Origin of the sequence: Bartonella sp. CR84HXZ, assembly GCF_042194535.1 — a bacterium.
Taxonomy (GTDB): Bacteria; Pseudomonadota; Alphaproteobacteria; order Rhizobiales; family Rhizobiaceae; genus Bartonella; species Bartonella grahamii.
Genome location: NZ_JBHIMY010000011.1, coordinates 26,080 through 50,525 on the forward strand (window position 1 = coordinate 26,080; position 24,446 = coordinate 50,525).

General features: G+C 40.4%; 25 protein-coding genes and 1 pseudogene. 22 read left to right on the forward strand and 4 right to left on the reverse strand.

From position 1 onward, the window contains the following. Positions 1–696 precede the first annotated feature (696 nt). The 10 genes from ACFIKD_RS06125 to ACFIKD_RS06170 all read left to right on the forward strand — a co-directional run bounded on the left by ACFIKD_RS06125 (position 697) and on the right by ACFIKD_RS06170 (position 13,759). A complete protein-coding gene (locus tag ACFIKD_RS06125) occupies positions 697–2,328 on the forward strand; it encodes an ABC transporter substrate-binding protein (protein ID WP_375647490.1) in 1,632 nt (543 codons plus the stop codon). A gap of 403 nt (positions 2,329–2,731) precedes the next feature. Continuing rightward, entirely contained in the window at positions 2,732–4,162 is a 1,431-nt protein-coding gene (gene xseA / locus ACFIKD_RS06130; RefSeq protein WP_375647491.1) for an exodeoxyribonuclease VII large subunit, read from the forward strand. After that, complete coding sequence (locus ACFIKD_RS06135; protein ID WP_375636738.1) at positions 4,140–4,766, forward strand: DNA-3-methyladenine glycosylase I; 627 nt, start codon at positions 4,140–4,142, stop codon at positions 4,764–4,766. Before xseA ends, ACFIKD_RS06135 begins: the two co-directional genes overlap by 23 nt. 935 nt (positions 4,767–5,701) lie before the next feature. Continuing rightward, positions 5,702–5,911, forward strand: a complete 210-nt coding sequence (locus tag ACFIKD_RS06140; RefSeq protein ID WP_375647493.1) for a hypothetical protein — start codon at positions 5,702–5,704, stop codon at positions 5,909–5,911. 482 nt (positions 5,912–6,393) lie between these two features. Next, positions 6,394–8,019: an ABC transporter substrate-binding protein gene (locus tag ACFIKD_RS06145; RefSeq protein WP_375647494.1), complete on the forward strand. Its 1,626-nt coding sequence runs from the start codon at positions 6,394–6,396 to the stop codon at positions 8,017–8,019. A gap of 374 nt (positions 8,020–8,393) precedes the next feature. Next, the gene (locus ACFIKD_RS06150) at positions 8,394–9,995 is read left to right on the forward strand and encodes an ABC transporter substrate-binding protein (protein WP_375647495.1); all 1,602 of its coding nucleotides are present in this window, start codon (positions 8,394–8,396) and stop codon (positions 9,993–9,995) included. A 112-nt stretch (positions 9,996–10,107) separates the two neighbouring features. Next, positions 10,108–11,181 (forward strand): ABC transporter permease, encoded by a 1,074-nt coding sequence (locus tag ACFIKD_RS06155; RefSeq protein ID WP_015856298.1) that lies wholly within the window; start codon positions 10,108–10,110, stop codon positions 11,179–11,181. A gap of 2 nt (positions 11,182–11,183) precedes the next feature. Next, positions 11,184–12,113 (forward strand): ABC transporter permease, encoded by a 930-nt coding sequence (locus ACFIKD_RS06160; RefSeq protein ID WP_015856299.1) that lies wholly within the window; start codon positions 11,184–11,186, stop codon positions 12,111–12,113. Further along, positions 12,106–12,990, forward strand: coding sequence for an ABC transporter ATP-binding protein (locus ACFIKD_RS06165; RefSeq protein ID WP_375647496.1), 885 nt, complete (start codon positions 12,106–12,108; stop codon positions 12,988–12,990). The genes ACFIKD_RS06160 and ACFIKD_RS06165 overlap by 8 nt, the downstream gene beginning before the upstream one ends. After that, positions 12,977–13,759 carry an ABC transporter ATP-binding protein gene (locus ACFIKD_RS06170; protein ID WP_375636657.1) on the forward strand — a complete coding sequence of 261 codons (783 nt, stop codon included), beginning with the start codon at positions 12,977–12,979 and terminating at the stop codon, positions 13,757–13,759. The genes ACFIKD_RS06165 and ACFIKD_RS06170 overlap by 14 nt, the downstream gene beginning before the upstream one ends. Before the next feature lie 658 nt (positions 13,760–14,417). On the opposite strand, the gene ACFIKD_RS06175 is transcribed toward ACFIKD_RS06170, so the two are convergent. The 4 genes from ACFIKD_RS06175 to ACFIKD_RS06190 form a co-directional block, all read right to left on the reverse strand. Next, positions 14,418–14,903 (reverse strand): autotransporter domain-containing protein, encoded by a 486-nt coding sequence (locus tag ACFIKD_RS06175; RefSeq protein ID WP_375647498.1) that lies wholly within the window; start codon positions 14,901–14,903, stop codon positions 14,418–14,420. Positions 14,904–14,922: 19 nt separating this feature from the next. Beyond that, positions 14,923–15,144 carry a hypothetical protein gene (locus ACFIKD_RS06180; protein WP_375647499.1) on the reverse strand — a complete coding sequence of 74 codons (222 nt, stop codon included), beginning with the start codon at positions 15,142–15,144 and terminating at the stop codon, positions 14,923–14,925. A 149-nt stretch (positions 15,145–15,293) separates the two neighbouring features. Next, positions 15,294–15,677: a hypothetical protein gene (locus tag ACFIKD_RS06185; protein WP_375647521.1), complete on the reverse strand. Its 384-nt coding sequence runs from the start codon at positions 15,675–15,677 to the stop codon at positions 15,294–15,296. Positions 15,678–16,040: 363 nt separating this feature from the next. After that, positions 16,041–16,559: a helix-turn-helix domain-containing protein gene (locus tag ACFIKD_RS06190; RefSeq protein ID WP_375647500.1), complete on the reverse strand. Its 519-nt coding sequence runs from the start codon at positions 16,557–16,559 to the stop codon at positions 16,041–16,043. Between the two features lie 150 nt (positions 16,560–16,709). On the opposite strand from ACFIKD_RS06190, the gene ACFIKD_RS06195 reads away from it, so the two are divergent. The 12 genes and pseudogenes from ACFIKD_RS06195 to ACFIKD_RS06250 all read left to right on the forward strand — a co-directional run bounded on the left by ACFIKD_RS06195 (position 16,710) and on the right by ACFIKD_RS06250 (position 24,444). Continuing rightward, the gene (locus ACFIKD_RS06195) at positions 16,710–17,003 is read left to right on the forward strand and encodes a helix-turn-helix domain-containing protein (protein WP_375647501.1); all 294 of its coding nucleotides are present in this window, start codon (positions 16,710–16,712) and stop codon (positions 17,001–17,003) included. A 72-nt stretch (positions 17,004–17,075) separates the two neighbouring features. Beyond that, positions 17,076–17,216, forward strand: a complete 141-nt coding sequence (locus tag ACFIKD_RS06200) for a hypothetical protein (RefSeq protein WP_375644702.1) — start codon at positions 17,076–17,078, stop codon at positions 17,214–17,216. Next, a complete protein-coding gene (locus tag ACFIKD_RS06205) occupies positions 17,200–17,598 on the forward strand; it encodes a hypothetical protein (protein WP_375631901.1) in 399 nt (132 codons plus the stop codon). Before ACFIKD_RS06200 ends, ACFIKD_RS06205 begins: the two co-directional genes overlap by 17 nt. Then, positions 17,598–18,445, forward strand: a pseudogene (locus ACFIKD_RS06210) (ParB/RepB/Spo0J family partition protein). Before ACFIKD_RS06205 ends, ACFIKD_RS06210 begins: the two are co-directional and overlap by 1 nt. After that, positions 18,442–18,900, forward strand: a complete 459-nt coding sequence (locus ACFIKD_RS06215) for a hypothetical protein (RefSeq protein ID WP_375647503.1) — start codon at positions 18,442–18,444, stop codon at positions 18,898–18,900. Before ACFIKD_RS06210 ends, ACFIKD_RS06215 begins: the two are co-directional and overlap by 4 nt. After that, positions 18,897–20,879, forward strand: a complete 1,983-nt coding sequence (locus tag ACFIKD_RS06220) for a transposase domain-containing protein (protein WP_375647504.1) — start codon at positions 18,897–18,899, stop codon at positions 20,877–20,879. Before ACFIKD_RS06215 ends, ACFIKD_RS06220 begins: the two co-directional genes overlap by 4 nt. A 345-nt stretch (positions 20,880–21,224) precedes the next feature. Then, positions 21,225–22,256, forward strand: coding sequence for an AAA family ATPase (locus ACFIKD_RS06225; RefSeq protein ID WP_375647505.1), 1,032 nt, complete (start codon positions 21,225–21,227; stop codon positions 22,254–22,256). Continuing rightward, positions 22,253–22,516, forward strand: a complete 264-nt coding sequence (locus ACFIKD_RS06230) for a hypothetical protein (RefSeq protein WP_375647507.1) — start codon at positions 22,253–22,255, stop codon at positions 22,514–22,516. The genes ACFIKD_RS06225 and ACFIKD_RS06230 overlap by 4 nt, the downstream gene beginning before the upstream one ends. Then, complete coding sequence (locus tag ACFIKD_RS06235; protein ID WP_375644704.1) at positions 22,513–22,764, forward strand: hypothetical protein; 252 nt, start codon at positions 22,513–22,515, stop codon at positions 22,762–22,764. The genes ACFIKD_RS06230 and ACFIKD_RS06235 overlap by 4 nt, the downstream gene beginning before the upstream one ends. Before the next feature lie 14 nt (positions 22,765–22,778). Beyond that, positions 22,779–23,402: a DUF3164 family protein gene (locus ACFIKD_RS06240; protein ID WP_375647523.1), complete on the forward strand. Its 624-nt coding sequence runs from the start codon at positions 22,779–22,781 to the stop codon at positions 23,400–23,402. Between the two features lie 10 nt (positions 23,403–23,412). Further along, positions 23,413–24,030 (forward strand): regulatory protein GemA, encoded by a 618-nt coding sequence (locus ACFIKD_RS06245; protein ID WP_375647508.1) that lies wholly within the window; start codon positions 23,413–23,415, stop codon positions 24,028–24,030. Between the two features lie 6 nt (positions 24,031–24,036). Continuing rightward, complete coding sequence (locus ACFIKD_RS06250; RefSeq protein ID WP_375647509.1) at positions 24,037–24,444, forward strand: helix-turn-helix domain-containing protein; 408 nt, start codon at positions 24,037–24,039, stop codon at positions 24,442–24,444. The last annotated feature ends 2 nt before the right edge of the window (positions 24,445–24,446 follow it).

Consider the following 24,446-nt stretch of genomic DNA (forward strand, 5'->3'; position numbering starts at 1 on the left):
TCAAAAGAGATCTTTTATTCTCATTAAAGATGTGTTTTCTTGGATGTTTAAGACTTAATATTTCAACTCCCATGAATTGAAAAGTGGTCAATTCATTTGCTGAAAAAATTAGTACAACAGATGTTGTGGCATTTAGCATTGCTAAAGGAGAAAAGACTTTGCAATATTGAAGAAAAGTTTTGGTGTGGAGGTGAAGAGAAATATCAGTTTTTTATGATGCCTATGTTATGATTCCTTTTGTTTTGAAAGATAACACTCCGCAATTGGAGGGTATTATTTTATGGGGAGTGATGCAAAAATTCAAATTTTCTCTTGAGAAGGAGGGTAAATAATCAATTTCAGCAAATTACAATTCATTCAAAATCATCAAAATATCAAATTTTTATTGAGGCTCTTGAAGTAACCGGAGGTGGTGTTTTCGCGACACTTTTTAGAAAATCAAAAAAGAAATTTGAAGCAAAAGGTCTGATTGATAAAGCAAAAGGAAACTTTGCCTGATATGTCCCAAATTGTAAGCACTGTGATATCTCCAACAGATGCTGTTATGCCTAATACCTTCGTTTTATATCAGATCGTTTTCTGTTGAGTTTTTAATTTTATTTCGAGGAGGTATGTTTTCTAAGTCTAATCTTATTATTTCTTGCACGTTATTGTTGCATGGAGAACTTATACAATAAATTTTAAAAGGAAAAGTCTATGAACTTGAAAGGAAAAATATTGAAAGGGAGCAGTGCTTTTGTTTCTGCTGTTATTGCACTGGGGATTTTGGTGCAACAAGTTTCAGCAAAAACACCTGCCGATACGCTTGTGATGGCTTGGAATCTTGATTCAATAAGTACATTTGATCCCGCACAAATTAATGACCGTTATGGTAATGAAGTTCTTGTCAATGTTTGTGATAATTTAGTTGAACCAGCTAAAGATAATGCAGCTAAACTTGTTCCCTCTTTGGCGAAGAGTTGGGATGTTTCAAGTGATGATCAGCGTACGGTGATTACTTTTCATTTGCGTGATGGTTTGAAGTTCAATGATGGTCGTCCTGCGAATGCCAATGATCTAATTTGGAGCATGAAGCGGGTTGTTAAATTGAAGATGGCTACTGCGGCGACATTTAATGAATATGGTATCACAGAACAGAATGTTGATGAGGCTTTTCAAGCACCGGACGACAAAACAGTGGTGATGAAATTTGATAAACCTTATCCTGCAGAGCTCATTCTTAGCCATTTTGCCACTAGTCGTACTCTTTCTTTGCTTGATCGTGAGACACTCATGAAACACGAAAAAAATGGTGATATGGGAAACCGGTATTTGGCAAGCCATTCTGCTTGTGTTGGTCCTTATCAGTTAGAGAGTTGGCGTCCTGGAGAAGGGATTTTATTGCGTGCAAGCTCCAATTATTGGGGTGAGGCGCCTAAATTGAAGAAGATTTTAATTCGCCATGTCGCGGAGCCTGGAACACAACGTTTATTGTTGCAAAAACACGATATCGATGTTGCACGTAATCTAATGCCAGAGGATTTGGCAGATCTCCAAGCAACAACGGATATTAAAGTTGAAAGAGTGTTAGAGCCATCCGTGATCATATGGGGTTTCAATGTGACAAATCCTATTTTTGCCAATGAAAAAGTGCGTTTAGCGATGCGCTATCTTATTGACTATGAAGGACTCGGTAAAACTCTTCTCAAAGATGTTGGTGTTCCACGTGCAAGTTTTATTCCTCTTGGTAATCTTGGGGCTTTGGATGAAAAAGAAGGACAACCCTTTAAACTTGATCTCCAAAAAGCAAAGGAACTTTTAACAGAGGCAGGTTATCCGGATGGTTTTGAGGCCAGTATTTTTGCTGGTACTTCTCCTTATCCTTTTGCTTTGCCTATTGCTCAGTCCCTTCAAGACAATGCAAAAAAGGTTGGGGTACGTTTTAAAATTGAACGTTTTGTGGGCACGCAGTTATTTTCAAAACTATCTGCACGTACTTTTGATACTATTTTTTTCGGATGGAATAATGATTCTGCGGATCCTCATACAATGGCTTCACGCCTTATTTACAATCCTGATAATCGGCTTGAGGCTAAAAATACAGGCTATGCGAGTTGGTGCCATGGGTATTTGGACGAAACTATGAATCAAAAGGTTCAAGATGCGTTGTTTCAAAAAGATCCCAAAAAACGGGCGCAAATGTATGCTGATTTGCAACGTGAATTTATGCAGAAAGGACCTTATGCTTTTATCTATCAGACGTATCACACAATAGCGATGACACCTGATGTCAAAAAATGGGTTTGGAATAGTGCCCCACGTATTTTTTATAGTGCAATTGAAAAATAAGAAGGTATCAGGTTTATAAAATATAAAAAACATGATCATGATATATTTGATGTATTGCAAAGCTCTTTAACACTTTGCAATACGTTGAATTTTATCGGGAATGGATTACTATGTTGTGTAGAGAATTTTATTTCAGGAATTCTTATGAAAGATGTGTTTGTGTGGATGTTAAGATTGAACATTTTAACTTCTATTGATACGGCTTTCGGATGGAATAATAACTTTGAAGATCCCCATACAACGGCTCCAAGCTTTTTTTATAACTCGGATAATCGGTTTGAAATTCAAAATATAAGCTTGTTCTAGCCGGTGTTATGGGTATTTTGATGAAGCTATAAATAAAAATTTTAAAGATTGTGTTGTTTCAAAAAGATTCACAGAAACGGGCGTAAAGAATTGAAAAATGGTAAGTTTGTTTAGTGAAAAAACAGGTATAACAAATGTGGCAGAATTTACTGTTTCCGAAATAGCAGGAGCTCTAAAGCGTGTTGTTGAAGAAAAGTTTGGTTATGTACGGGTGCGTGGGGAGATATCAGGTTACCGTGGTACTCATGCTTCGGGACATGCTTATTTTGCTTTAAAAGATGATAAGGCACGGTTGGAAGCTGTTATTTGGCGTGGAGTGATGGAAAAGCTCAAATTTCCTCCTGAAGAAGGGATGGAGGTGGTTGCTGTTGGTAAACTTACAACTTATCCAGGATCATCGAAATATCAAATTGTCATTGAGGCTCTTGAACCAACGGGGGTTGGTGCTTTGATGACACTTCTTGAAAATCGTAAGAAAAAGTTTGTGGAAGAAGGCTTATTTGATGAAGCAAAGAAAAAACCTTTGCCTTATATGCCTCGAATTATAGGCGTTGTCACATCACCAACAGGTGCTGTTATTCGTGATATTATTCATCGTATATCCGATCGTTTTCCGTTACATATTTTGGTTTGGCCTGTACGTGTTCAGGGGGAAACAAGTGGGAGAGAGGTAGCTGTTGCTGTTGAAGGTTTTAATGCTCTTGCTCTAGGAGGACTTATTCCAAAACCTGATCTTATTATTGTTGCACGAGGAGGGGGAAGTTTAGAAGATTTGTGGGGGTTTAATGATGAAGCTGTTGTTCGTGCTGTTTATGCTTCTGCTCTTCCCGTTATTTCTGCTGTTGGGCATGAAACGGACTGGACTTTGATTGATTATGTCGCTGATTGGCGTGCTCCAACTCCTACAGGAGCTGCAGAAAAGGCTGTTCCCGTTAAGCTTGATCTTGAAGTGTGTGTTGCGTCTCTTGGGGCACGTTTGCGCAAGGGACTTGTACGTTCTTTTGATTTTCATCAACAAAAGTTGCGTGCAGCCAGACGTGGTCTTCCCACTGTCGACCAACTTTTTGCTCTACCACGGCGTGGTTTTGATGAAATTTCAAATCGATTACAGCGTGCTCTTTGTGTGAGCTACGATAAAAAATGTTTTTCTTTTCATACTCTTCGTTTACGTCTTTCGCTACGTTTGTTAAATAGTGAAAAAGCACAACGCAATACAAAGGAATATACGGCGCGCCTTCATCGTGCTTTTGTGCGTAGTGTGGAAAAACAACGTGCCCAAATGGAGCTTGCATTCAGACTTTTAAAAAGCACTTCTTATCAGAATATTTTAGAGCGTGGTTTTGTTTTGGCTTTGGGGCAAGATAATAAGCCCGTTAAACGGTTGACTCAGTTTCCTGAAACAGGGCAAATAAATTTACGCTTTTTTGATGGTGATATCAGTGTTGCAATACAAGAACCTATTTTTTCTAAACGTTCAAAACACAAGCAGATAAAGCCGCCAAACGATGATCAAGGAACTCTCTTTTAATACGGTTAATGCTATGCTTGCGGAAGGTCTTCTTAAGGGAGTGGATGGAAAAGTTCGTTGCGCATGGGCTGGAACGGATCCACTTTATTGTGCTTATCATGATAACGAATGGGGAAAACCTGTTTTTGAGGATATCTGTTTGTTTGAAAAAATTTGTCTTGAAGGTTTCCAAGCGGGGCTTTCTTGGTTTACAATTTTAAAAAAACGCTCTTTTTTTCGCATTGCATTTGATCACTTTGACTTTGAAAAGATTGCTCATTATGATGAGCTAAAGGTGCAAATGTTAATGCAGAATAAAGACATTGTTCGCCATCAAAGAAAAATTCAATCAGTGCTTAATAATGCACTTAGAGCACAGGAAATTATAACAGAGTGGGGGAGCTTGTCCCGCTATTTTTGGTCTTTTCAGCCACCACAATCAGAGCGTTATGAAAAGATAGACTTTCAAACACTGTCGGCTCATCCTACAACCCCTGCTTCTCTTCGTCTTTCTCAAGACTTGAAGAAACGTGGCTGGACATTTATTGGTCCCACAATTTGTTATGCTTTTATGCAGTCCGTAGGGATTGTTAATGATCATCTTGAAGGATGTTTTTGTCGATAAATTAGCCAACGTTCTTTTGTAAGGGTAATGATCAATAGGATAATAATTGAATTGTTTAATAAATGTATAGATTATACAACTCCACTGTATAAGATAATTAAAATATATAAACTATACAATATCAACGATTTCCTACTATTGTTGGCACTCAAAACGATAAAGGTATAATTTTGAGGATGAAAAAATAGATGCAAAAAGGAGTGATACCTTAACTGTCATGTATCTGAAGTTAGATAATGGTAATGTCTTGTATGTTTTAAAGAAACATCTAGTGTATCAAAGCCCATTTTGCGACGCAGCCCATGAATGGTATAATAGTTAATCCATTGTGCACTCCATCTTCACGCTTATGACGGAGCAAATCGGCACCATCACACACTTTACGAGCGTTCAATGTTGTGCAACAGTCTTTGGCATTTGAAATGGTTCAGAAGAGGTGTTTTTATTTCTGTTAATAGACATGACCGTTATAATAAGTAATGAATATTTTATTCATGTTTATTGACGAATGCAAAGTGGTTTTTAGAGGGCGTGCTGTTGTTGCATTGTTATATTTTACTTTGGTTGTATGGTAGTTGGTTTATTTGTGTGTAGGTCGATTGTCCAATACTTACCTAGGCAATAAAAATAAAATGCAGCGATGAAAAATTAAAGTTAAATGACTCAAGCTGCTTGTGTTGGGTTTTATTATCTGATAGTTTTCTCTTATTAGAGAGTGATCTTGCCGCGTGTGCGCTCCATTTTTGGGAAGGTGATTAAGCTCAGGCAGGCTTGTATCCACTACATTGCTTAGTTGAATCTCTGTATGTTTCTGCTGGAAACAAGAGTTTTGTTGCAGTATGTTGTTTTCTGTTCTATTTTTATAGTGGTAAAGCAATGATGCGCACTAAAGTTTAGAAGGGTTTATATTCGTTATGTCTTTGGGGGGTGGTCTGATGAATTTTGTTTTTATCAATAGAGAAGTGCATTTTAGTGTGTATTCTTTTATTGCAAGCTTTATCTCTCAAAAGACAAAGCTTGGAAGGGGTGATTATTCTCATTGTTTCTTTGTTTTTGTTAACGTGTTTGGTTTTGTTGGTAAAAACGTAAAGCTTTTGACACTTGGTTTTCAAAAGATTAAGCAGATTTTTGTGGGGGGGGGATAGAGTTTTAGAAAAGATCTTTTCTTATGCCTTTCTGCTATTTTAGTGCAGTTTTGATCATGTAGTAAAGATGCACCGCATCTTGAAATTGAGTGTTTGAGGAGAATGACGATTTTTAAAGTTTGCATATTTTATTTTAAATACCGCCTAAAGGAATAGAATGGTGAATTCATAAATTTTTGCGCAATGATTTTTTTAAAAGCTTACCATTTTGGGGGCTACAAGGCTTATCGTTTTGATGATTAATGGGGCTGGTATACGGCATTATCGTATGCAAAGAAAGGTTATGAAAGAATGTGATACTGGTTAGCAAAACATATATTTCATGTTCGCTATGGTTTGATTGAGATGTAAGTCAATGAATTTATAAAGTAGATGACTCTGTATAGGCGATTAGAATGTATTTGTTCAATGTGTATAATTATAAATTTGCCATGTTATTTCAGCGTCATTAATTAATAAAAAATAAATAAAGGGAAACGTTTATGAACTCGAAGAAAACAATATTGAAAAGTAGCAGCTCTCTTGTTGCTGCTCTTGTGGCACTGGGAGTAGTTGTACAACAGGTTTCAGCAAAAACACCGGCTAATACTCTTGTGATGGCTTGGAATCTTGATGCAATCAGTACATTTGATCCTGCCCAAAGCAATGATGTTTATGCAAGTGAAATTATTGGAAATGTTTGTGATAATTTGGTCAGTACTGCGACAGATGATCCAACAAAAATAGTTCCGTCTTTAGCAACTCATTGGGATGTTTCAGGTGATGATCACAGTACGGTGATTACCTTTCATTTGCGTGATGGTTTAAAGTTTAACGATGGTAGATCAGCCAATGCCAATGATCTTGTTTGGGGTATGAAGCGGATTGTCAAATTGCAGATGGCTAATGCAGCAATTTTTAATGAATATGGAATTACAGAACAAAATGTTAATGATGCTTTGCAAGCTGTTGATGAGAAAACAGTGGTGATGAAATTTGATAAGCCTTATCCAGCAGAGCTCATTCTGAATAATGTTGTTGCGAGTCGTGCAACAGCTTTGCTTGATCGTAAGACGATCATGAAACACGAAAAAAATGGTGATTTGGGAAATCAGTATTTGAAAACTCATGCTGCTTGCGTTGGTCCTTATCAGTTAAAAAGTTGGCGCCCTGGAGAAGCGATTTTATTGCGTGCAAGCTCTCATTATTGGGGACAAGCACCTAAACTAAAGCAGATTGTAATTCGCCATGTTGCGGAGCCTGGAACACAGCGCTTGTTGTTGCAAAAACATGATATTGATGTTGCTCGTAATTTGACACCTGAAGATCTTGCAGATCTGCAAAAAACAACAGATGTTAAAGTTGAAAAAGTGTTGGTGCCAACCATGATGTATTGGGGATTCAATACGACGAATTCCATTTTTGCTAAGGAAAAAGTGCGCTTGGCGATGCGTTATCTTATAGATTATGAAGGTCTTGGCAAGAAGCTTCTCAAAGGGATTGGTATTCCACGGGCAAGTTTTATTCCTCTTGGCAATTTTGGGGCTTTAGATGAAAAAGAAGGGCAACCCTTTAAGCTTGATATTCAAAAAGCCAAGCAGCTTTTAGCAGAGGCCGGTTATCCGAACGGATTTGAGGCAAATTTTCTCGTATCAAACACTCCTTATACTTTATTACTTGCTCAGTCACTCCAAGATAGTGCTGCGCAGGCGGGTGTGCGTCTTAAAATTGAACGTGTGGCAGGTACACAGTTGTTTTCAAAAGTGAATGCACGGGCTTTTGATACGGCTTTTGTCGGATGGAATAATGATTCTGCGGATCCTCATACAATGGCTTCACGTCTTGTTTATAATCCAGATAATCGGTTTGAGGCTAGAAACACTGCCTATCCTAGTTGGAAGCATGGGTATTTTGATGCCAAGATGAATCAAAAAGTTGAATATGCTTTGTTTCAAAAAGATCCGCAAAAACGGGCGCAAATATATGCTGATTTACAACGTGAACTTATGCAAAAAGGACCTTATGCGTTTATTTACCAGCAATATAGCGTTGTCGCGATGACACCGGATGTCAAAAAATGGGTTTGGAATAGTGCACCGCGTATTTTTTATAGTAAAATTGAAAAATAAAAGTGTCTTTTGGTGTTGTCAAAGGTAAAATAGCTTGATCATAATTGCATGATGAAAATATTCTTTCATATAAAAGTCCTTCAGTTTCTTAAAGGATGAAACTGTGAGGGATGTTTGTGCTGTATATGATGGAGGTCGTTTATTAAGGGGGATGAATATAGAAAGTTATATTGGACAAGATCTTTGTTTGTGGCTACAGATTCTCTGCATCCCGAATATAGATTGATGTATGAGAGAATTATTTTATAGATGCTTAGTTTGATTAAATAAAGTTGATGTTTGATACTATGCTGTTTAAAAGATGAAAGAGAAAAATCACAACAGCTATGTGTGAAAAGGCATAAGAATATAATAGGAAAAAAAATGGGAAAAAAATGTTGAAAAAATTTTCTGTTTTATTAGGCATAACAGCTTTTTTAAATGGGGCTATAGCATCAGCATTTAGTGCTTCATCTAAAGATATATTGGTGATGGCATGGAATATTGATTCAATGAGTAGTTTTGACCCAGCGCAAACTGTTGAAGTCGTGACGAGTGAGTTATTGACGAATATTTGTAGCGCGTTAGTACAATATGATGAGCATGATCCTACAAAAATTCGCCCTGCTATGGCAAAATCTTGGGATGTTTTAGATAATGGCAAAAGAATAGTTTTTCATCTTCGTGATGATTTAAAGTTTAATGATGGAAGAACAGCAACGGCGCAAGATTTGGTATGGTCGATGCGGCGGATTATTAAATTAGGATTGAGCTATGCCCAATCTTTAATGGATTATGGGTTTACTAAAAACAATGTTGAAACAAATATTCAAGCTCTTGATGATAAGACTTTGCAATTAAAATTAGATAAACCCTACCCTATTCAGCTCATATTGACTGTTATTGGACAGTCTTATGCTTCTGCTTTGCTTGATCGGAAAACAATTGAAGCGCAGAGTATTAACGGTGATATGGGGAATAAATATTTAGCGACACATTCGGCTTGTGTTGGACCTTATAAATTGGTGAGCTGGTCTCCAGGAGATAAAGTTGTATTAGAGGCTACACAGCATTATTGGGGCGATGTGCCTAAAATTAAGAAGATTGTTGTGCAGCACGTAGCAGATTCATCAAGTCAAAGACTTCTTTTGGAAAAAGGTGATGTGGATATAGCGCGTGATCTTTCTTCAGAGGATATTTTAGATCTTGAAAAAAAGGGAGGCCCAGTCAAAATTAGTCGTGTTTTGCGCCCCCAGATTATTTATCTATCATTAAATAATAAGAATGCAATTTTTGCAAACGAAAAGGTTAGATTGGCACTTCGTTATTTGGTTGATTATGAAGGTCTTGGAAAAACTGTTTTGAAGGGGATTGCTATTCCGCGGGCAACTTATATGTCCTTGGGTGTTCCTGGTGCTTTGGATGAAAAAGAAGGTCTGCCTTTTAAGTTGGATTTGAAAAAAGCAAAACAGTTAATTACTGAGGCTGGTTATCCGAACGGTTTTAAAGCTAATCTTTTAGTTGGAAGCCTTAGTTATATGTCGTCTGTTGCACAGTCTATCCAAGCCAATGCACGTAAAATTGGTGTTGAGCTGACAATTGAAAAAATGGCACAAAATCAATTGTTGAGCCGTGTACGTGGTGGAAATTATGATACTGCTATTATGGGGTGGGGGAGTGCCGATCCTGATGGACATCCTGCCTCATTAAATCACGTGTTTAATCCTGATCCAACATTTACAAAAAAGCACAATATGTATTTGGCTTGGCGCGCTGGGTATTATGATGAAAATATTAATAACATGGTGATGGATGCTTTGTTTGAGAAAGACCCCAATAAGCGTATCATGCAATATCGTACTTTACAGCATTATGTGCTAGAGCATGGTCCTATGGTTTATTTATTTCAGACATATTATACCGTTGGTATGGGACCTGATGTCAAAAAATGGATTTGGAACAGTTATAGACTTTATTACAATAAAGCAGAAAAATAAAAAGAAGCATGTTATAGAGAAGGATTGTAAAACATGCTTAATAAGAGGTTGTTTCGTTATATAAAAAAAGGTATTTGCTTTATGTTTTGTCGCTACAGAGGGGATTTTTATAATGGTTTTGCCACTTTCAGAGACTGAAAGAGCTGTATCAGAAAAGCAGAAAAGATTATTTTTATGGGATTTTTTATGCAAAGGATTGAAACTTCTTATTTCAGTTTTTATCACATTGCTTGGGTTGGTGACGATCACTTTTTTTCTTGGTCATCTTCTTCCTCTAGATCCAGTTCTGTCTATTCTTGGTGATAATATCAGTCAGGAAGCTTATGATGCAATGTATTATAAGCTGGGTCTTGATAAGCCGTTGATTGTTCAATATTGGAAGTATCTTCATAATGTATTTTTATTTGACTTTGGAGATGCTTTAACTTCTGGGCGTCCTGTTCTAGCTGATATTATGCGTGTATTTCCTGCAACATTAGAGCTTGCAACCGTTGCTATTGTTATTGGCACAAGTCTTGGAATTCCATTTGGTGTTTTTGCAGCAATGTATCGCGATTCATTTATTGATTATGTTGTTCGTGTTTTTACACTTGTAAGTTATTCTACTCCAACGTTTTGGCTCGGTTTAATGGCTTTGTTAATATTTTACGCCAAGCTTGGCTGGGTTGGTGGTCCAGGACGTATTGATTTTCTTTATGAATATTCTTTCGAACCAAAAACAGGATTTTTCCTTTGGGATACTGCAAGCCAAGGACAATGGGAGGCTTTTGGTAATGTTTTTAGTCACATTATTATGCCTGCTTTGATCTTAGCTTTCGGTGCTATGGCTTATATTAGCCGTATGACTCGTGGGTTTATGATTGAGCAGCTTAATCAGGAATATATCATTACTGCACGTGTAAAGGGGTTATCGTGGGCACGAACGGTATGGGGACATGCCTTTAAGAATGCTGCTGTTCAGGTTATTACCGTTGTTGCGCTTTCTTATGCTTTTTTATTAGAAGGGGCTGTTTTAACGGAGACAGTTTTTGCTTGGCCTGGTTTTGGACATTACTTGACAAATGCTCTTTTAGCCGGAGATATGAATGCAGTTGTAGGGTGTACTTTACTTGTAGGATTTATCTTTGTCGCCATTAATTTATTTTCTGATTTGCTTTATCGCATTTTTGATCCAAGGACACGTTGAATATGACAGTAAGTAATCATCATAAATCGCAATCATCATCTTTTTTGGGCGGTTGGTTAAACGACCCTGTTCCAAGCTCCATAATTCAGGCGAACATACAGAGAATTTATCACGCACTGGTTAAGTTTTTTCATAACTTTTCGGCTGTATTCGGTCTGCTTATTATTTGTATTATTATCATATGTGCATTTTTTGCTCCTTGGATTGCTACGCATGATTTTCTTAGCAATGATCTAGGGCATCGGTTGCAGCCACCCTCTATGGCGCATTATTTTGGAACAGATGAATTAGGACGTGACATTTTTAGTCGCCTTGTTTTTGGTTCCCGTATTACTCTTTATGTTGTTTTTCTTACAACCATTATTGTAGGTCCAATAGGGCTTATTGTTGGAACTGTATCTGGTTATATGGGCGGATGGGTTGATACTGTGCTCATGCGCATTGTCGATATTTTTCTTGCTTTTCCAGGTTTGATTTTAGCTCTTGCATTTTCAGCCGCATTGGGACCAGGGATTGAAAATGCCTCTATTGCAATTTCAATTGCAGCATGGCCCCCAATTGCACGTTTAGCACGTGCTGAGACTTTGACAATACGTTCTTCTGATTATGTTTCTGTCGTTCGCTTGCAAGGGGCTTCTGCTTGGAGAATAATTTTGTTTCACGTTGCGCCCATGTGTATTCCTTCAGTGATTGTACGATTAACTTTAGATATGTCTGGCATTATTTTAACGGCTGCTGGCCTTGGTTTTTTAGGGTTGGGAGCTCAACTTCCAAGTCCTGAATGGGGTGCGATGCTTTCTTCAGGGCGGGAATTTATGATGACAAATTGGTGGTTGGCGGCAATACCAGGCTGTGCAATATTATTTGCAAGTCTTGCTTTCAACCTTTTAGGTGATGGTCTTCGTGATGTATTGGATCCACGCAATGGGTAATAAATTATTAGAAGTAGAAGATTTACGTATTTCTTTTCCTACAACGCGCGGCATTTCAGAAGTTGTGCGTGGCGTTAGTTTTTCTGTTGGAAAAGAAAAAATTGGAATTGTTGGTGAATCCGGATCTGGAAAATCGATGACTGGGCGCGCAATATTAAGGTTGAGTCCAAGAGCAGCCATTGTTAAAGCTAAAAAAATGTGCTTTGAGGATGTTGATTTATTGACCGCAAGTGAACCTCAGATGCGAAAAATCCGCGGGAAGCGTATTTCAATGATTTTACAGGACCCAAAATATTCACTTAATCCATTAATACGGATTGGTGAGCAGATTATGGAGGCTTACCGTATTCATTACCGCGTTTCAAAAGTTGAAGCGCAGGAACGGACTATATCTATGTTAGAATCTGTTCATATTCGTGATCCTGAACATGTGATGCGCCTATTTCCTCATGAAATATCAGGGGGGATGGGGCAGCGTGTGATGATTGCAATGATGCTCATTCCAAAACCTGATTTAATTATTGCCGATGAGCCAACATCTGCACTTGATATTACGGTCAGACGACAAGTTTTATCTGTGTTAGATGAACTTGTGACAAAATCTGGAACGGGACTTATTTTCATTAGTCATGATTTGAATATGATTGCTGATTTTTGTGATCGTATTTTGGTGATGTATGCAGGCCGTGTGTTAGAAGAGTTGCCTGCTTCTGATTTGTCTCACGCTTGTCATCCTTATACGAAGGCATTGCTCGCGAGTTTGCCACGGCTTGATAATCCTGTTGATGTTTTGGCTGTTCCTGAGCGTGATCCTGATTGGTTACATAATCCTACGATTGTTAATGGTGTTGAGGAGGTTCCTCATGACAAATTGTGAGAATATTATTGATGTTTCTAATTTATCTGTAACTTTTGGTCATAGGCATAAGGCAGTAACAGTTGTTAAAAATGTTAATTTTCATATTAAGCGTGGTGAAGCTTATGGTTTGATTGGTGAATCCGGATGTGGAAAATCAACAATTTTGAATACATTGGTGGGGCTTATTCCAGATTATAGTGGAAAGTTCCTTTTTGCTGGACAAGAAGTCGAAAAGAAAAGAAGTAAAGATTTTTTACGCTGTATTCAAATGGTTTTTCAAGATCCTTATGCTTCACTTCATCCAAGAAAAATGGTCCATACGGTTCTTTCTGAATCTCTCAAAATCCATGGGATGGATAATCAAAAGGAGCGGGTGGAGGATGCTTTAGATTCCGTTGGTTTAGATTCTTCATTTCTTTATCGTTATCCTCATGAGCTGTCTGGAGGGCAGCGTCAGCGTATTGCTCTTGCACGTGCTTTAATTATTGAACCAGAGGTTTTGTTGCTTGATGAGCCAACATCTGCATTGGATGTGTCGGTACAGGCTGAAATTTTAAACTTGTTGAAATCATTACGCGTGAGAAAAAAGCTTACTTATTTGATGGTATCCCATGATCTTGCTGTTGTTGCACATATTTGTGAACGTGTTGGAATTATGCATAAAGGGATTATTCTTGAAGAGCTTAGCAATGATGAATTGCGTAATTTACATGCGCAACACGATTATACAAAGGAGTTTTTTGAAGCAAGTATAGAGCCTATTGTCCATAGAGAGCAAAGAGCATGATCAATTTTACAGAAGAGAAAATGCAATTTTATTTGTTTTGAAGTTTCTGGAGATGTTTGGCGGCATTGTTAAGAGGGAAGGGGATAATAGGATTTTTTCAGTATGAATTTTCTGGGCAGTGTTTGAGCTGTAATATTTTAAATCCTATTAGAACTCCCATTTTGAAATATACGAATGACTTATAACATACATCTCTTTGTTTGATATTATTGCATTATTTTTTACTTATCATTTTATGTTCAAAAGTTTTATTTTGGGATTTTAAGCATTAAATTTGTGAGAAATAACAAAAGATAGTAATGTTGTATTTTCTAGAAAAGCGTCTCATTATTTTACAATATCATTTTGTTTTTGGTTGTTCTCTTTTTTACAGTTTTATTCTTTATAAAAAGAATTTTTTGTAAAAAACATCCAATGGTCAATGACAGTCTTCAAATATTTCGCTGTTCTCTATTTAAAAAAGCGCTTAAAAACAGCTTATAATAAACCAAAAAGGCAGCAATATGCTGCCTTTTTGTTAAATTGAATAGGCTATTTTTACAGTCTTGATTTAAAACTGATAGAGTATTCCTCCTGAAAAGCTTGCACCACTTATACCAGTTTTTTGAAGCTTTTGTTGATAGCTGACATCACCATGAAGGGAGAGGTTAGTGGACAATTATGCACTAATACCAAGCCCACCTTCAACGGAACTTCCCGAGGGGTCACGTTTATAATACTTATCAATATGGAATGTCTGATCATCACCAAAGGTTTTGATTAAGTTTACTTTTCCATAGAAAGACATAGGACGGCTGTTTTCAGTGGCAATGGTTTTTGTCAAACGTCCACCAACACGGATCATCCATTGAGAAGGATTTTGCATGTCAATGGTCAGATTATCAGCATCTTTAATGGTATCAAACATCAAATGTTGATAGGCAATCTGTGCCTGTGGTTCGAATGTTACGCCTTGAATACCCGTTGCAAATTGTTTGCCAACAGTTGTGGAGATCGCCAACATTTTTGCATTTTTCAATTTTGCTGTTTTGTCAATGATGGCATTGATGATATCTTCTTTTAGGATTTCATAGGATAAAAGAGTATTAAGATAAAAACCATTGTCACGCTGTATACTGCCATAGGCAGTGAGTAAAGTGACCATTTATTCAACATGCTCTTACTTACCGTCTTGCATATTCTTTGGAGTGAAAGAGAGTTGTCCATAGGTTCCTACAAGACCAAAATGTGTTGTAGATATTTTGCCCTTCTAGCGCGACAAAGTTAATAGCTCCTTGTAGAGCAGCATAGCGAAGATTAGCACTGCTACAACCATATTTACTAGGAGCACTACTTATCAAAAAATAAAACTCTTGTTTCTCCATAGGCGTATAAGAAGAAGCCATTCCGTTTGTCTTATTCTTTCCCTAAGACAGATATTCACATATTGGCTAACAGTTGCACTTTGCTTAGCCATATCGGTCAATCCAGCATACAAGAGAAGCACTGGGCATGATCAAAGAGTTTGTATTTATGGCACGATGTTTTTTACTTTTTAGTCGCTATCAAGAAGTACTGGTTGTAAGCGAAAATCCCAGAAATTTTTATTTTCTCCTAAAAGGTTTTGTTCAGTATTTGTTTTACTGTGGTTTGATTTTGGTCCATAAGCTTTCAGTATATATTTATAAGGTGAACCACTTATTGTGATATAGCCATTTGCAAGTTTGAAAGAGTTTTGATTTACTTTTCCAGAAACTTGAATGAGTGAAAGACCACGTACACTGGTAAGAGCAGAAGTGTCTGCTTTAATATTGTTCTTTTCTAAATATCCAGTGATATAAACCAGTGTAGTCCCTGAAACATCACCGTGAATCAGAAGATGGTCAGCTTTTTGTTTGTTTACGGCAGCGCTATCACTCCATTCGACATTGAAATGAATTTCTACTTTTCCTGTAGCTGTAGTTTGACACTAGGTTTTATACTAAGTGGGATTAGGTAGGAACACGTGGTAATTTGTTGTTTTTATGTATAATTTTTACCATTAAATGCACTCTTTGTAAAATTGTATTTTGACACCTAAAATTGTAAAAAAGAGCGAAAATCAGAAAAAAGTGCGTTTTCATGGTAAAAATGAGAGAAGGCTTTGAAAAGTCTGTGAAAGCCCAGAAAACCGCCTTTGAAGACCCTGTGAAAAAAATTCGGTAAATTGTGAAGCTCACTCCAAAATCAGCCAAAAATGACCAAAAAAGCAAAAAAGATTTTCATATCGATTTTTCATATTAAAGAGGCATTAAGCTGTATCTTATGTAGTTTCTGGATGTGCATTTTCAGCCTCTATTTGACGCTTTAAATGCAGTTTTAAAAGAGGTAAAATAAGCTCTACTTCTTCCGTGTCGTTGATGTCTTGAACAAGCTCTTGCAACTTTATACAAAGTTCCGTCGCGAGTTCCGCTATATCTTCAGGAGGGAGTTTTATTTTAGCATCGCGATAGGTTGTATAAGCTATGCGACCAAGCTTTTTCATGAGACCAGTAGGAATAGTTTGTGCTTTAAAACCAGCTGCTTTCGCCTTTGCCATGTCACTAAACATTTCGCCTTTACCCGTAACGAGCCAATGAGGATTAATGTTATAGGCCGTATAATAGGCGTTAATTGTTGAGCATGTTGGTTCGTGTGCTCCAATTTCATAATTGGCAAGGGTGCTACGTTGTAAATTAAGCCGTTGCGCAAAGATACTACGTTCTTCATTTCCGTAGATTCGTCTTATTTCACGTAGGCGTTTTGCCAATGGTGTTTTAGGTTCTGTTTCTAAACGTGCCAAAAAAATACCCATTAAAACCATTTTACGGGTTAACAAGCCCGTAAAATGGTTTTAACTGTTATTACCGCCCGATATAGAGGGCAGATATTTTACAATTAACCCCACAAAAAACGGATGTGGGAGCATCCGTTTAAAGCAGGAGCGAAGTTTATGACTATCACACAAGTTTGGGATCGCCATAGTATTTTAGCCGAGCTACGCTGCCGTAATATGACCTTGGCGGAGCTCGCGAAAGCTTATCAACTATCGTCATCCAGTGTTCAACACATTTGGACACGGTCTAACGAGAAAGCCGAACGTGCTATTGCCGATTTTATCGGTTTGCCCGTTGAGCAGGTTTTTAGCGACCGCTACCCCAAAAGTCGCCGTCGCATTTTTAAAGCAGCAAAACATGCCAACACAGATTCGCGTGCGCATTCTGCTTTGCGCGGTAATGCTGCTTAAACTTCGTTACACGGCTTTGCGCTTTTGCGCATTTGCCATGAATTTATTACCATAAGATGAAAAGGTTTATCAATGTCTAAAGATCAATACGAAATAGGCAAGATAAATTGCATAGAGTTGCATCATAGAACAGCCGTTTGGATGGGTTGGTTTTGGCGATTAGATGGTGGTCATATTATTTTTATAGGGGGGGGTTATGGTTGCTGCTTGTAATTTATGGACCCCAGAAGCCAGAAGCGATATCGTTAATCCTTATTCGGAGGTTGAACGTTTGGAAGCTATGCTTGCCTGTTCTTTTAAGGCGGTGAGTGGTGGATTTAAGCATCTGCCGATCCGGTATATTATTGACCCTCCGCATGGCTTATTTGATGCGGCGTTAGCACGACAGATTGTTATCCATATCTTGCATTATCAGTTTGAGGTGCCGCGGCGGCGTCTTGTTGCCATGCAAGAGCGTGAACGCACTGCTGTTGCTCGTTCTTTGCGTACCATTAACCGGCGTTTGGAAGAACCCGTTTTTGCGAAAGCTTATCGAAGATGGGCGGGGCGTGCGATGGATTTATTCTTTAAAGAGATCAGAAAGGCGGCGGCGTGATGGCACAGTTTCAAAAGCTTGCTCTTGATGTGATTGTGGTGCCGGAGCGTATACGCCCTGTGGATGATGAGCATGCCAAGGCACTTGCACAATCAATGGCGCGGGAGGGATTGATGAATCCGATTACGGTGCGCCATACCCCCAATGCTAAAGAGGGCAATTATACGCTTATAGCTGGTGCGCATCGGCTTCGTGCTGCTGAGCTTTTGGGCTATAGTGACATTGATGCGGTTGTGGTGCAGGCTGATAAGGACAATGCCGCGCTTTTAGAAGTGGCTGAAAACCTCTTTCGTAATGAATTGTCTGTTATTGACTGTGCGCTTTTTGTCCAGACTTACCGCGAATTGTGGGAAAAGAAGTATGGGGAGATTAAGCGTGGTGGGGACAGAAAATCAAAGGTGCAACTTGCACCTTTGATCGGTGGTAATCAATATACAAAGGACAAAGTGGCAAAGGGTCAAGTTTACCCTTTGCCAAACATGTGGCGGATCGCATTGGTTTTTCTCAAGATGTTGTAAAACGTCTTAACTGTATTGCCCAACATTTACAGCCGGAGTTGCGCTCTGTTTTGCGGGGGACAGCCTTGGCAGATAATCAAGCGCAATTGTTGAAATTAGCCAAGATGGAGCCGGTTGCGCAACGGCGGGTGGCAATTGCTTTGCAACAGGTTGAGGGAGATTTACGGCGGGCTGTTGATTTGGTCAATGGGATTAATACACCTCCGCAAATTAATGAACAGGAACGGATTTTTGCTCAGTTATTGGGGGTGTGGCAGAGGGCGGATGCGCAGACAAAGGTGCGGTTTTGTGATTATCTTGCAAGAGAACAAGGGGAGGAGCAGGCATGAAGACGCATGGTTCCCAACAGCTTGATTTTTTCCAAAAGCCGGTTTTTCCTTGTCGTGAACCCGTTGCGCAGATTGATTTAGGGCGGTTTCGCTCACGCATTAAGCGTGCGATGGCGCGGGCTTTGAGAGAATGCCGGGTTGAGCGCAGTGTGATTGCGGAGCGTATGGCGCATTATTTAGGGATTGGGTGTTTAAGTAAGGCCAGTTTGGATGCTTATGTTGCGGAAAGTAAGCAGGTGGATATTTCCCTGCCACGGTTTAAGGCATTTGTGCGGGCGACAGAGGCATTTTGGCTCTGGGATGAGGTGGTGAGTGAAGATGGATTGTTGCTGTTGCAAGGGGATGAGGCGCGGTTAGCAGAAATTGCAAGGTTGCAGCAGGAACAGCGGGAGATTGCAGCGCAATTGAAAGCCATGCGCGCAACGCCGGTTTGCATTAAAAGGGGGCAGCCATGAAGGAATGGTTTACTATTGCCGAATTGGCTGAGGCAGCTTTGCCAGGGTTGCCGAAAACATATAAAAGTCTTGAAAACCACGGACGGGCATATTGGAGAAAAAACTCTGAACTTTCGAGGAAAGTGGGAGGAAAAACCAAGCCGGTTTGGGAGTATCACATCTCTTTATTGCTGGAGGGGGCACGGGCGGCATTGTTGGTGCGGTTTGGTGGGGTTTGTGTAGAAGAAAAGACAGAGAAAAGCGATCAAAAGACAAGTATTTGGGTGCGTTATGAGGGGCTTTCAAAGGCGCATAAAAGGCGCTGTGAAGAGCGTTTGAAGGCGCTTTGCTTTTGGGAAGATTTGCTCCATGCCGGTATGGGTGTGCATGATGCGGCAAGTTTAAGTGCTGTGCAATTTGGTGTGAGCCGGATGTCGCTTTTTAATTGGCGGCAGATGGTGGAGGGGTATGAGCGCCCTGATTGGTTGGCAGCGCTTGCACCTTGTTATGGTGAGGAGAATGTTTCGCAATTTGCGCCGTGTCATGAGGGGGCGTGGGAGGTTTTTTGTTCGGATTATTTGCGCCCCTCTAAACCTGCTTTTTCAGCGTGTTATCGGCGCATGGTTTCGGTTGCGCAGGAGCGGGGTTGGCAGCCCATTCCTTCTGAGCGGGCTTTGCGGCGTCGTTTTAACAGGCAAATTTCCAAAGCGGTTGTGGTTTTAGCACGTGAGGGAGAAGAAAAGGCAAAGAAGCTTTATCCAGCACAACGGCGTGATCGCTCGAGCCTGCATGCACTGCAAGCGGTGAATATGGATGGACATAAGCTGGATGTTTTTGTGAATGTTCCTTGGGGAGAGAAGCCTGTGCGGCTTTATCTGATTGCCATTCAAGATCTTTATTCGGGCAAGATTTTATCGTGGCGCCTGTCGGATGCTGAGACTTGGGAAATCGTGCGTTTGGTGATTGGGGATATGGTGGAAGCTTATGGAATACCAGAGCGTATGACCTTGGATAATGGGCGTGCCTTTACCAGCAAGTGGATTTCTGGAGGTGTGCAAAATCGCTTTCGCTTTAAGATTAAGCCGGATGATCCGCAAGGGCTTTTGACGAGTTTGGGGGTGCAATTGCAGTGGACCACACCTTATAGCGGACAGTCTAAACCGATTGAGCGGGCATGGCGTGATCTGGCAGAAGCGATTTCTAAACATCCCTTTTGTGCAGGGGCTTATACGGGCAATAAACCGGATGCCAAGCCTGAAGATTATGGCAAGCGCGCGATAGGATTTGAAGCGTTTAAAGCCCATGTTGGTGCGCAAATTTGTGCACACAATGCGCAAGCGGGGCGTAAGGCGGTTAATTGTGCGGGGCGCAGTTTTGATGAGACCTTTACTGAGAGCTTGCAAGCCGAGGGAACGATTATTCGGCAAGCAACGGCGGCACAACGGGCTTTATGGCTTTTAACCTCTGAGGCATTGCGTGCGCAAAAGGGTACGGGGGAGATCCATTTTTATGGCAATCGTTATTGGGCACGGGCGTTGAATGAGCATGCGGGGAAAAAGGTGATTGTACGCTTTGATCCGGATAATTTGCATCAAGATTTACGGGTTTATGATTTGAACAATCGGTTGCTTTGTTTGGCACCATGCCTTTGTGATGTAGGTTTTTATGACCAGCATGCGGCGCGCTTGAATGGGCGTTTGCGTAAAGAATATGTGAAGGCTGTTAAAGCAGAAAAACAGTTGGCAGCAAAGCTTGCGCTTGATCATTTGGCCGATGTTTATGGGCGCCTTGAGAAAAAGGATGAAGCGTTCAAATCGAAGCTTCCGATAAAGCCAAAGGTGAGCCGCTTGATGCCAAACAATGTGGGGAATTTAGCTTTGAAAGCAGACGATGATGAGGCTTTGGGGGCTCGAGAATTTAGTCAACACTTGCATAAAGCTTTGAGAAAGCTTTCCGCCTCTGATGAGGGGCGTGAGGTGATCAAGTTTCCCAAGCAATAGAATAAGAAAATAGGAAAAGAGAGGGGGGGGTTATAAGAATTCTCAAAAGGAAGCTGGTTTTGTATCGCGTATCAGCTTGAAGCGTTAACAAAGAAAGGGGGGAGGAATCTTAATCCTTTAAAAGTTTAATCAATACATGAAGTTTCTAGGTGTCTTTGCCTGATCGGGAGAGATGCGTGGAGTTAGCAAGTTCTCTGATGTGTGAGAAAGAGAGGGGATTTGCAAGGTTAGCCGTTTTAGTATCGCGTACGGCTTTTAAATGTTTATCGAAGACAAAAGATAAGGGGCGGGTGGGAGCCCTTCCCCTTATCAATAGTCTAAAATCAATACGAGAGGGGAATATACATGAAAAACGCGATAAATGCAACGGTCGATAAAAATCCTTGGGCGCGACCTAAAATCCAGCCTAATGGAACAGCACAAAACCGCAACAGTGATGACATTGCTTTATGGAATGAGCTTGTGGATTCAGTGAGAGCTTTGGGGCAAATGAATGATTGGTCGAAAGCAGAGGTGGCACGGCGCATAGGGATGCCGGATGGGACGTTTTCGCAATGGTATGCGGGCAGTTATGCGGGGCAATTGGGTAAGCAAAATGCAAAGGTTCAACAATGGGTTGAGGTTTTAAAAGAAACGGCGGGGTTTTTGGAGAAGATCCCTGAAAAACCAGCCTTTCAGAGGAATCGAATTGCCAGTGAGATTATTGATACTTTAACACTGGCACAAAGCACGGGGGATATGGTGATGATTACGCTTGATGCGGGCAGTGGCAAGACCGAAACCTGCCGCCATTATCGCTCTACCCGCCCGCATGTTTATCTGGTGACAGCCAGCCCACATACGCGCAGTGTTCACGGTATTTTGAATGATATGGCAGCAGAATTGGAAGTGGTGGAATATAATCCCACCCGCTTAACGCGTGCCATTGGCAAAAAGTTAGAGCGTGTTGGTGGCGGAACATTGCTGATTGTTGATGAAGCGCAAAATTTAACGGATGAGGCGATTAATCAGTTGCGCCATTTTGTTGATATTAATGGCACAGGGTTGGCTTTGGTTGGGAATGATGAGATCTCGGGGCGGTTGGTTCATCGTCAAAATGGTCCCTCTTATGCACAAATTAAAAGCCGTTTGGCGATGCATCTGAAACGGCGCAAGCCCTATAGTGAGGATATTGCTGCGCGCATTCATGATTGGGGGATTGAGGATGTTGGTGCGATAAAGTTTTTGACAGGGATTGGCTTAAAGGCTGGAGCTTTGCGGCAAATTGACAAAACCATGATGTTGGCACGCATGGCAGCGCTTGGAGATGGGTGTGAGGTGACCCTGAAACATGTCAAAGCGGCATGGAAAAACCGTGACGTGGAGGAATTGGCATGATCCCTTTATGCGACAAAGAATTATCCGATACGCTTGTTGGTCTTTATGACGATTATCAATGCGGTTTTGATATTGGAGAAAAGCTTAAATTGTGTGTTGATTTGGCGTTATTGCTTGAACTGGAGTTGAGTGTTCATCGTTTGGGGGAAGCGGATGCGGTTTTGGAAGGCCAAGTTGCAGAAGTTTTGGCTGAGTGTGACAGCTCTGATGCGGATGAGAGCAATCGTGTGATTTATATGGATTTTGGAGGCGGAAAATGATGGAACGGAACCCTTATATGGTGAGAGATTGCTTGGTTGCTTTGCGCTCTGCCTTGTTAAAACATGAAATGGATGGGATTTTTTTAAGTGCGAAAGATGTTCGAGAATTGAATGATTATTTGCGCCGCTTGGCAGGCTATAACCACGTTTTGGGACATGAGCTTATGCGGTGTCGTTGGCAATTGAAAGCGGGATGTGCGCCTTCTTCAGGGGATGTTGTGCCATTTCGTCGGTTTCAAAAAACATAAGGAGGACATTGGTGATGAATCCACAAATTGAACTTGAAGGCACGCGTTATATGAAGGATGCAAAAGGGGCTTTGGTGCCGGTAAGCCTGATCCGTCCTGCGGATTTATTAGAAGATGAAACGGTGCGCAAAATTATGGGTTTTGCCAAAGAATTATCGGCAAGGATTGCGCGTTTTAACAACCATACGATTGCGGATTTGAGTGATTTTGATAGCTTGCTTGCGCAAGAATATGGTGTGGAGCGGCGTGGCAAAAAGGGCAATTGTACTTACACAAGCTTTGATGGTTTGCAACGCATTAAAGTGCAAGTTCAGGAAAGTGTTGATTTTGGACCGCAATTGCAAATTGCCAAAAGCCTTCTTGATGAGTGCTTAAATGAGTGGTCTGCGGATGCGCGACCTGAAATTCGTGCGATTATTACGCGTGCTTTTAATACGGATAAAGAAGGCAAGGTGAATCGGGGGGAGATCTTTATGCTGTTGCGTTTGGATATTGATGATCCACGCTGGAATGAGGCGATGCGTGCTATTCGTGAGTCATTCCGAGTGACAACATCTAAGGAGTATGTGCGTTTTTATGAGCGTGATACATTGGAGCATCCTTGGCGTGCTGTGACCATTGATCTGGCGAAGACGTGAGGGGGGAGAGATGTCTTTAGCTGTCCTTCATATGGGAAAACGCGCGTTAGGTCTTGATGATGAGACCTATCGCGCACTGCTCTATCGCTTGACAGGCAAGCAATCGGCGAAAGATTTGGACTTTTTAGAGAAACGTTTAGTCGTCGCTGAAATGAAAGCGTTTGGTTTTGAGCCGAATGTGAAGCGTTTAGAGGGTAAATATGCTAAGAAGTTACAGGCGCTCTGGATTGCTGGGTGGAATCTTGGCATTATTCGTGATCGTTCAGATAAGGCGTTGCTTACCTTTGTGAAAAGACAGACAGGCGTTGATCATATTCGTTTTTTACGCGATAGCGATGATGCATGCAGAGCTATTGAGGCGTTGAAAGGTTGGTTGCAGCGTGAGGGTGGGGTTGACTGGAAAGGAAAAAAGATTCAAGATTCTTGGCAGAAAATGCCAGGATATTTGATTTTGCGTGCCCAATGGAAGTGTTTGAATCCCGATGCTGTGTTTGATGTGGAAGCTTTTCATCAAAGTGTTATGGTGTTAAGTGGTAAAGCTTTGGGTGAGATGAGTGGGGGCGATTTTAGACAAGTGATGAATGTTTGGGGGCGGAAAATCCGTAAAAGTGTTAAAAGCGAGGGGTAAGCATGCATGCAAGAGGAAATCTATAGCGATTTTCCTGCCTTATTGCGTGAAATAGCTGATGTTGCGGGCAGTGAAGCAGCATGGAATATGATGCGGGCTTTTGGTGGACGACAGGTTTATCTTCCAGGGCGTCTTGATAATGCTGATTGGTTGATTGAAATTGTTGGGTTTGAAGAAGCCGAGCAACTCATCAACCATTTTTGTTTTAATGGTTCTGGTGTGCGCCTTCTTATTCCCCTTGGCAGAGATGCTGAACGGCGGCAAAAAATGGTGCAAGCGTTGCAAAAAGGCTGGTCGGTGGATGCTGCAGCTGCTGTTTCTGGTATGCATGTGCGTACAGCCTATCGCTTGAAGAAGAAAATTTCTTCAAAAGAACCACAAGGTTTATTATTTCCAGAGTTTTATGAGTATTGAGA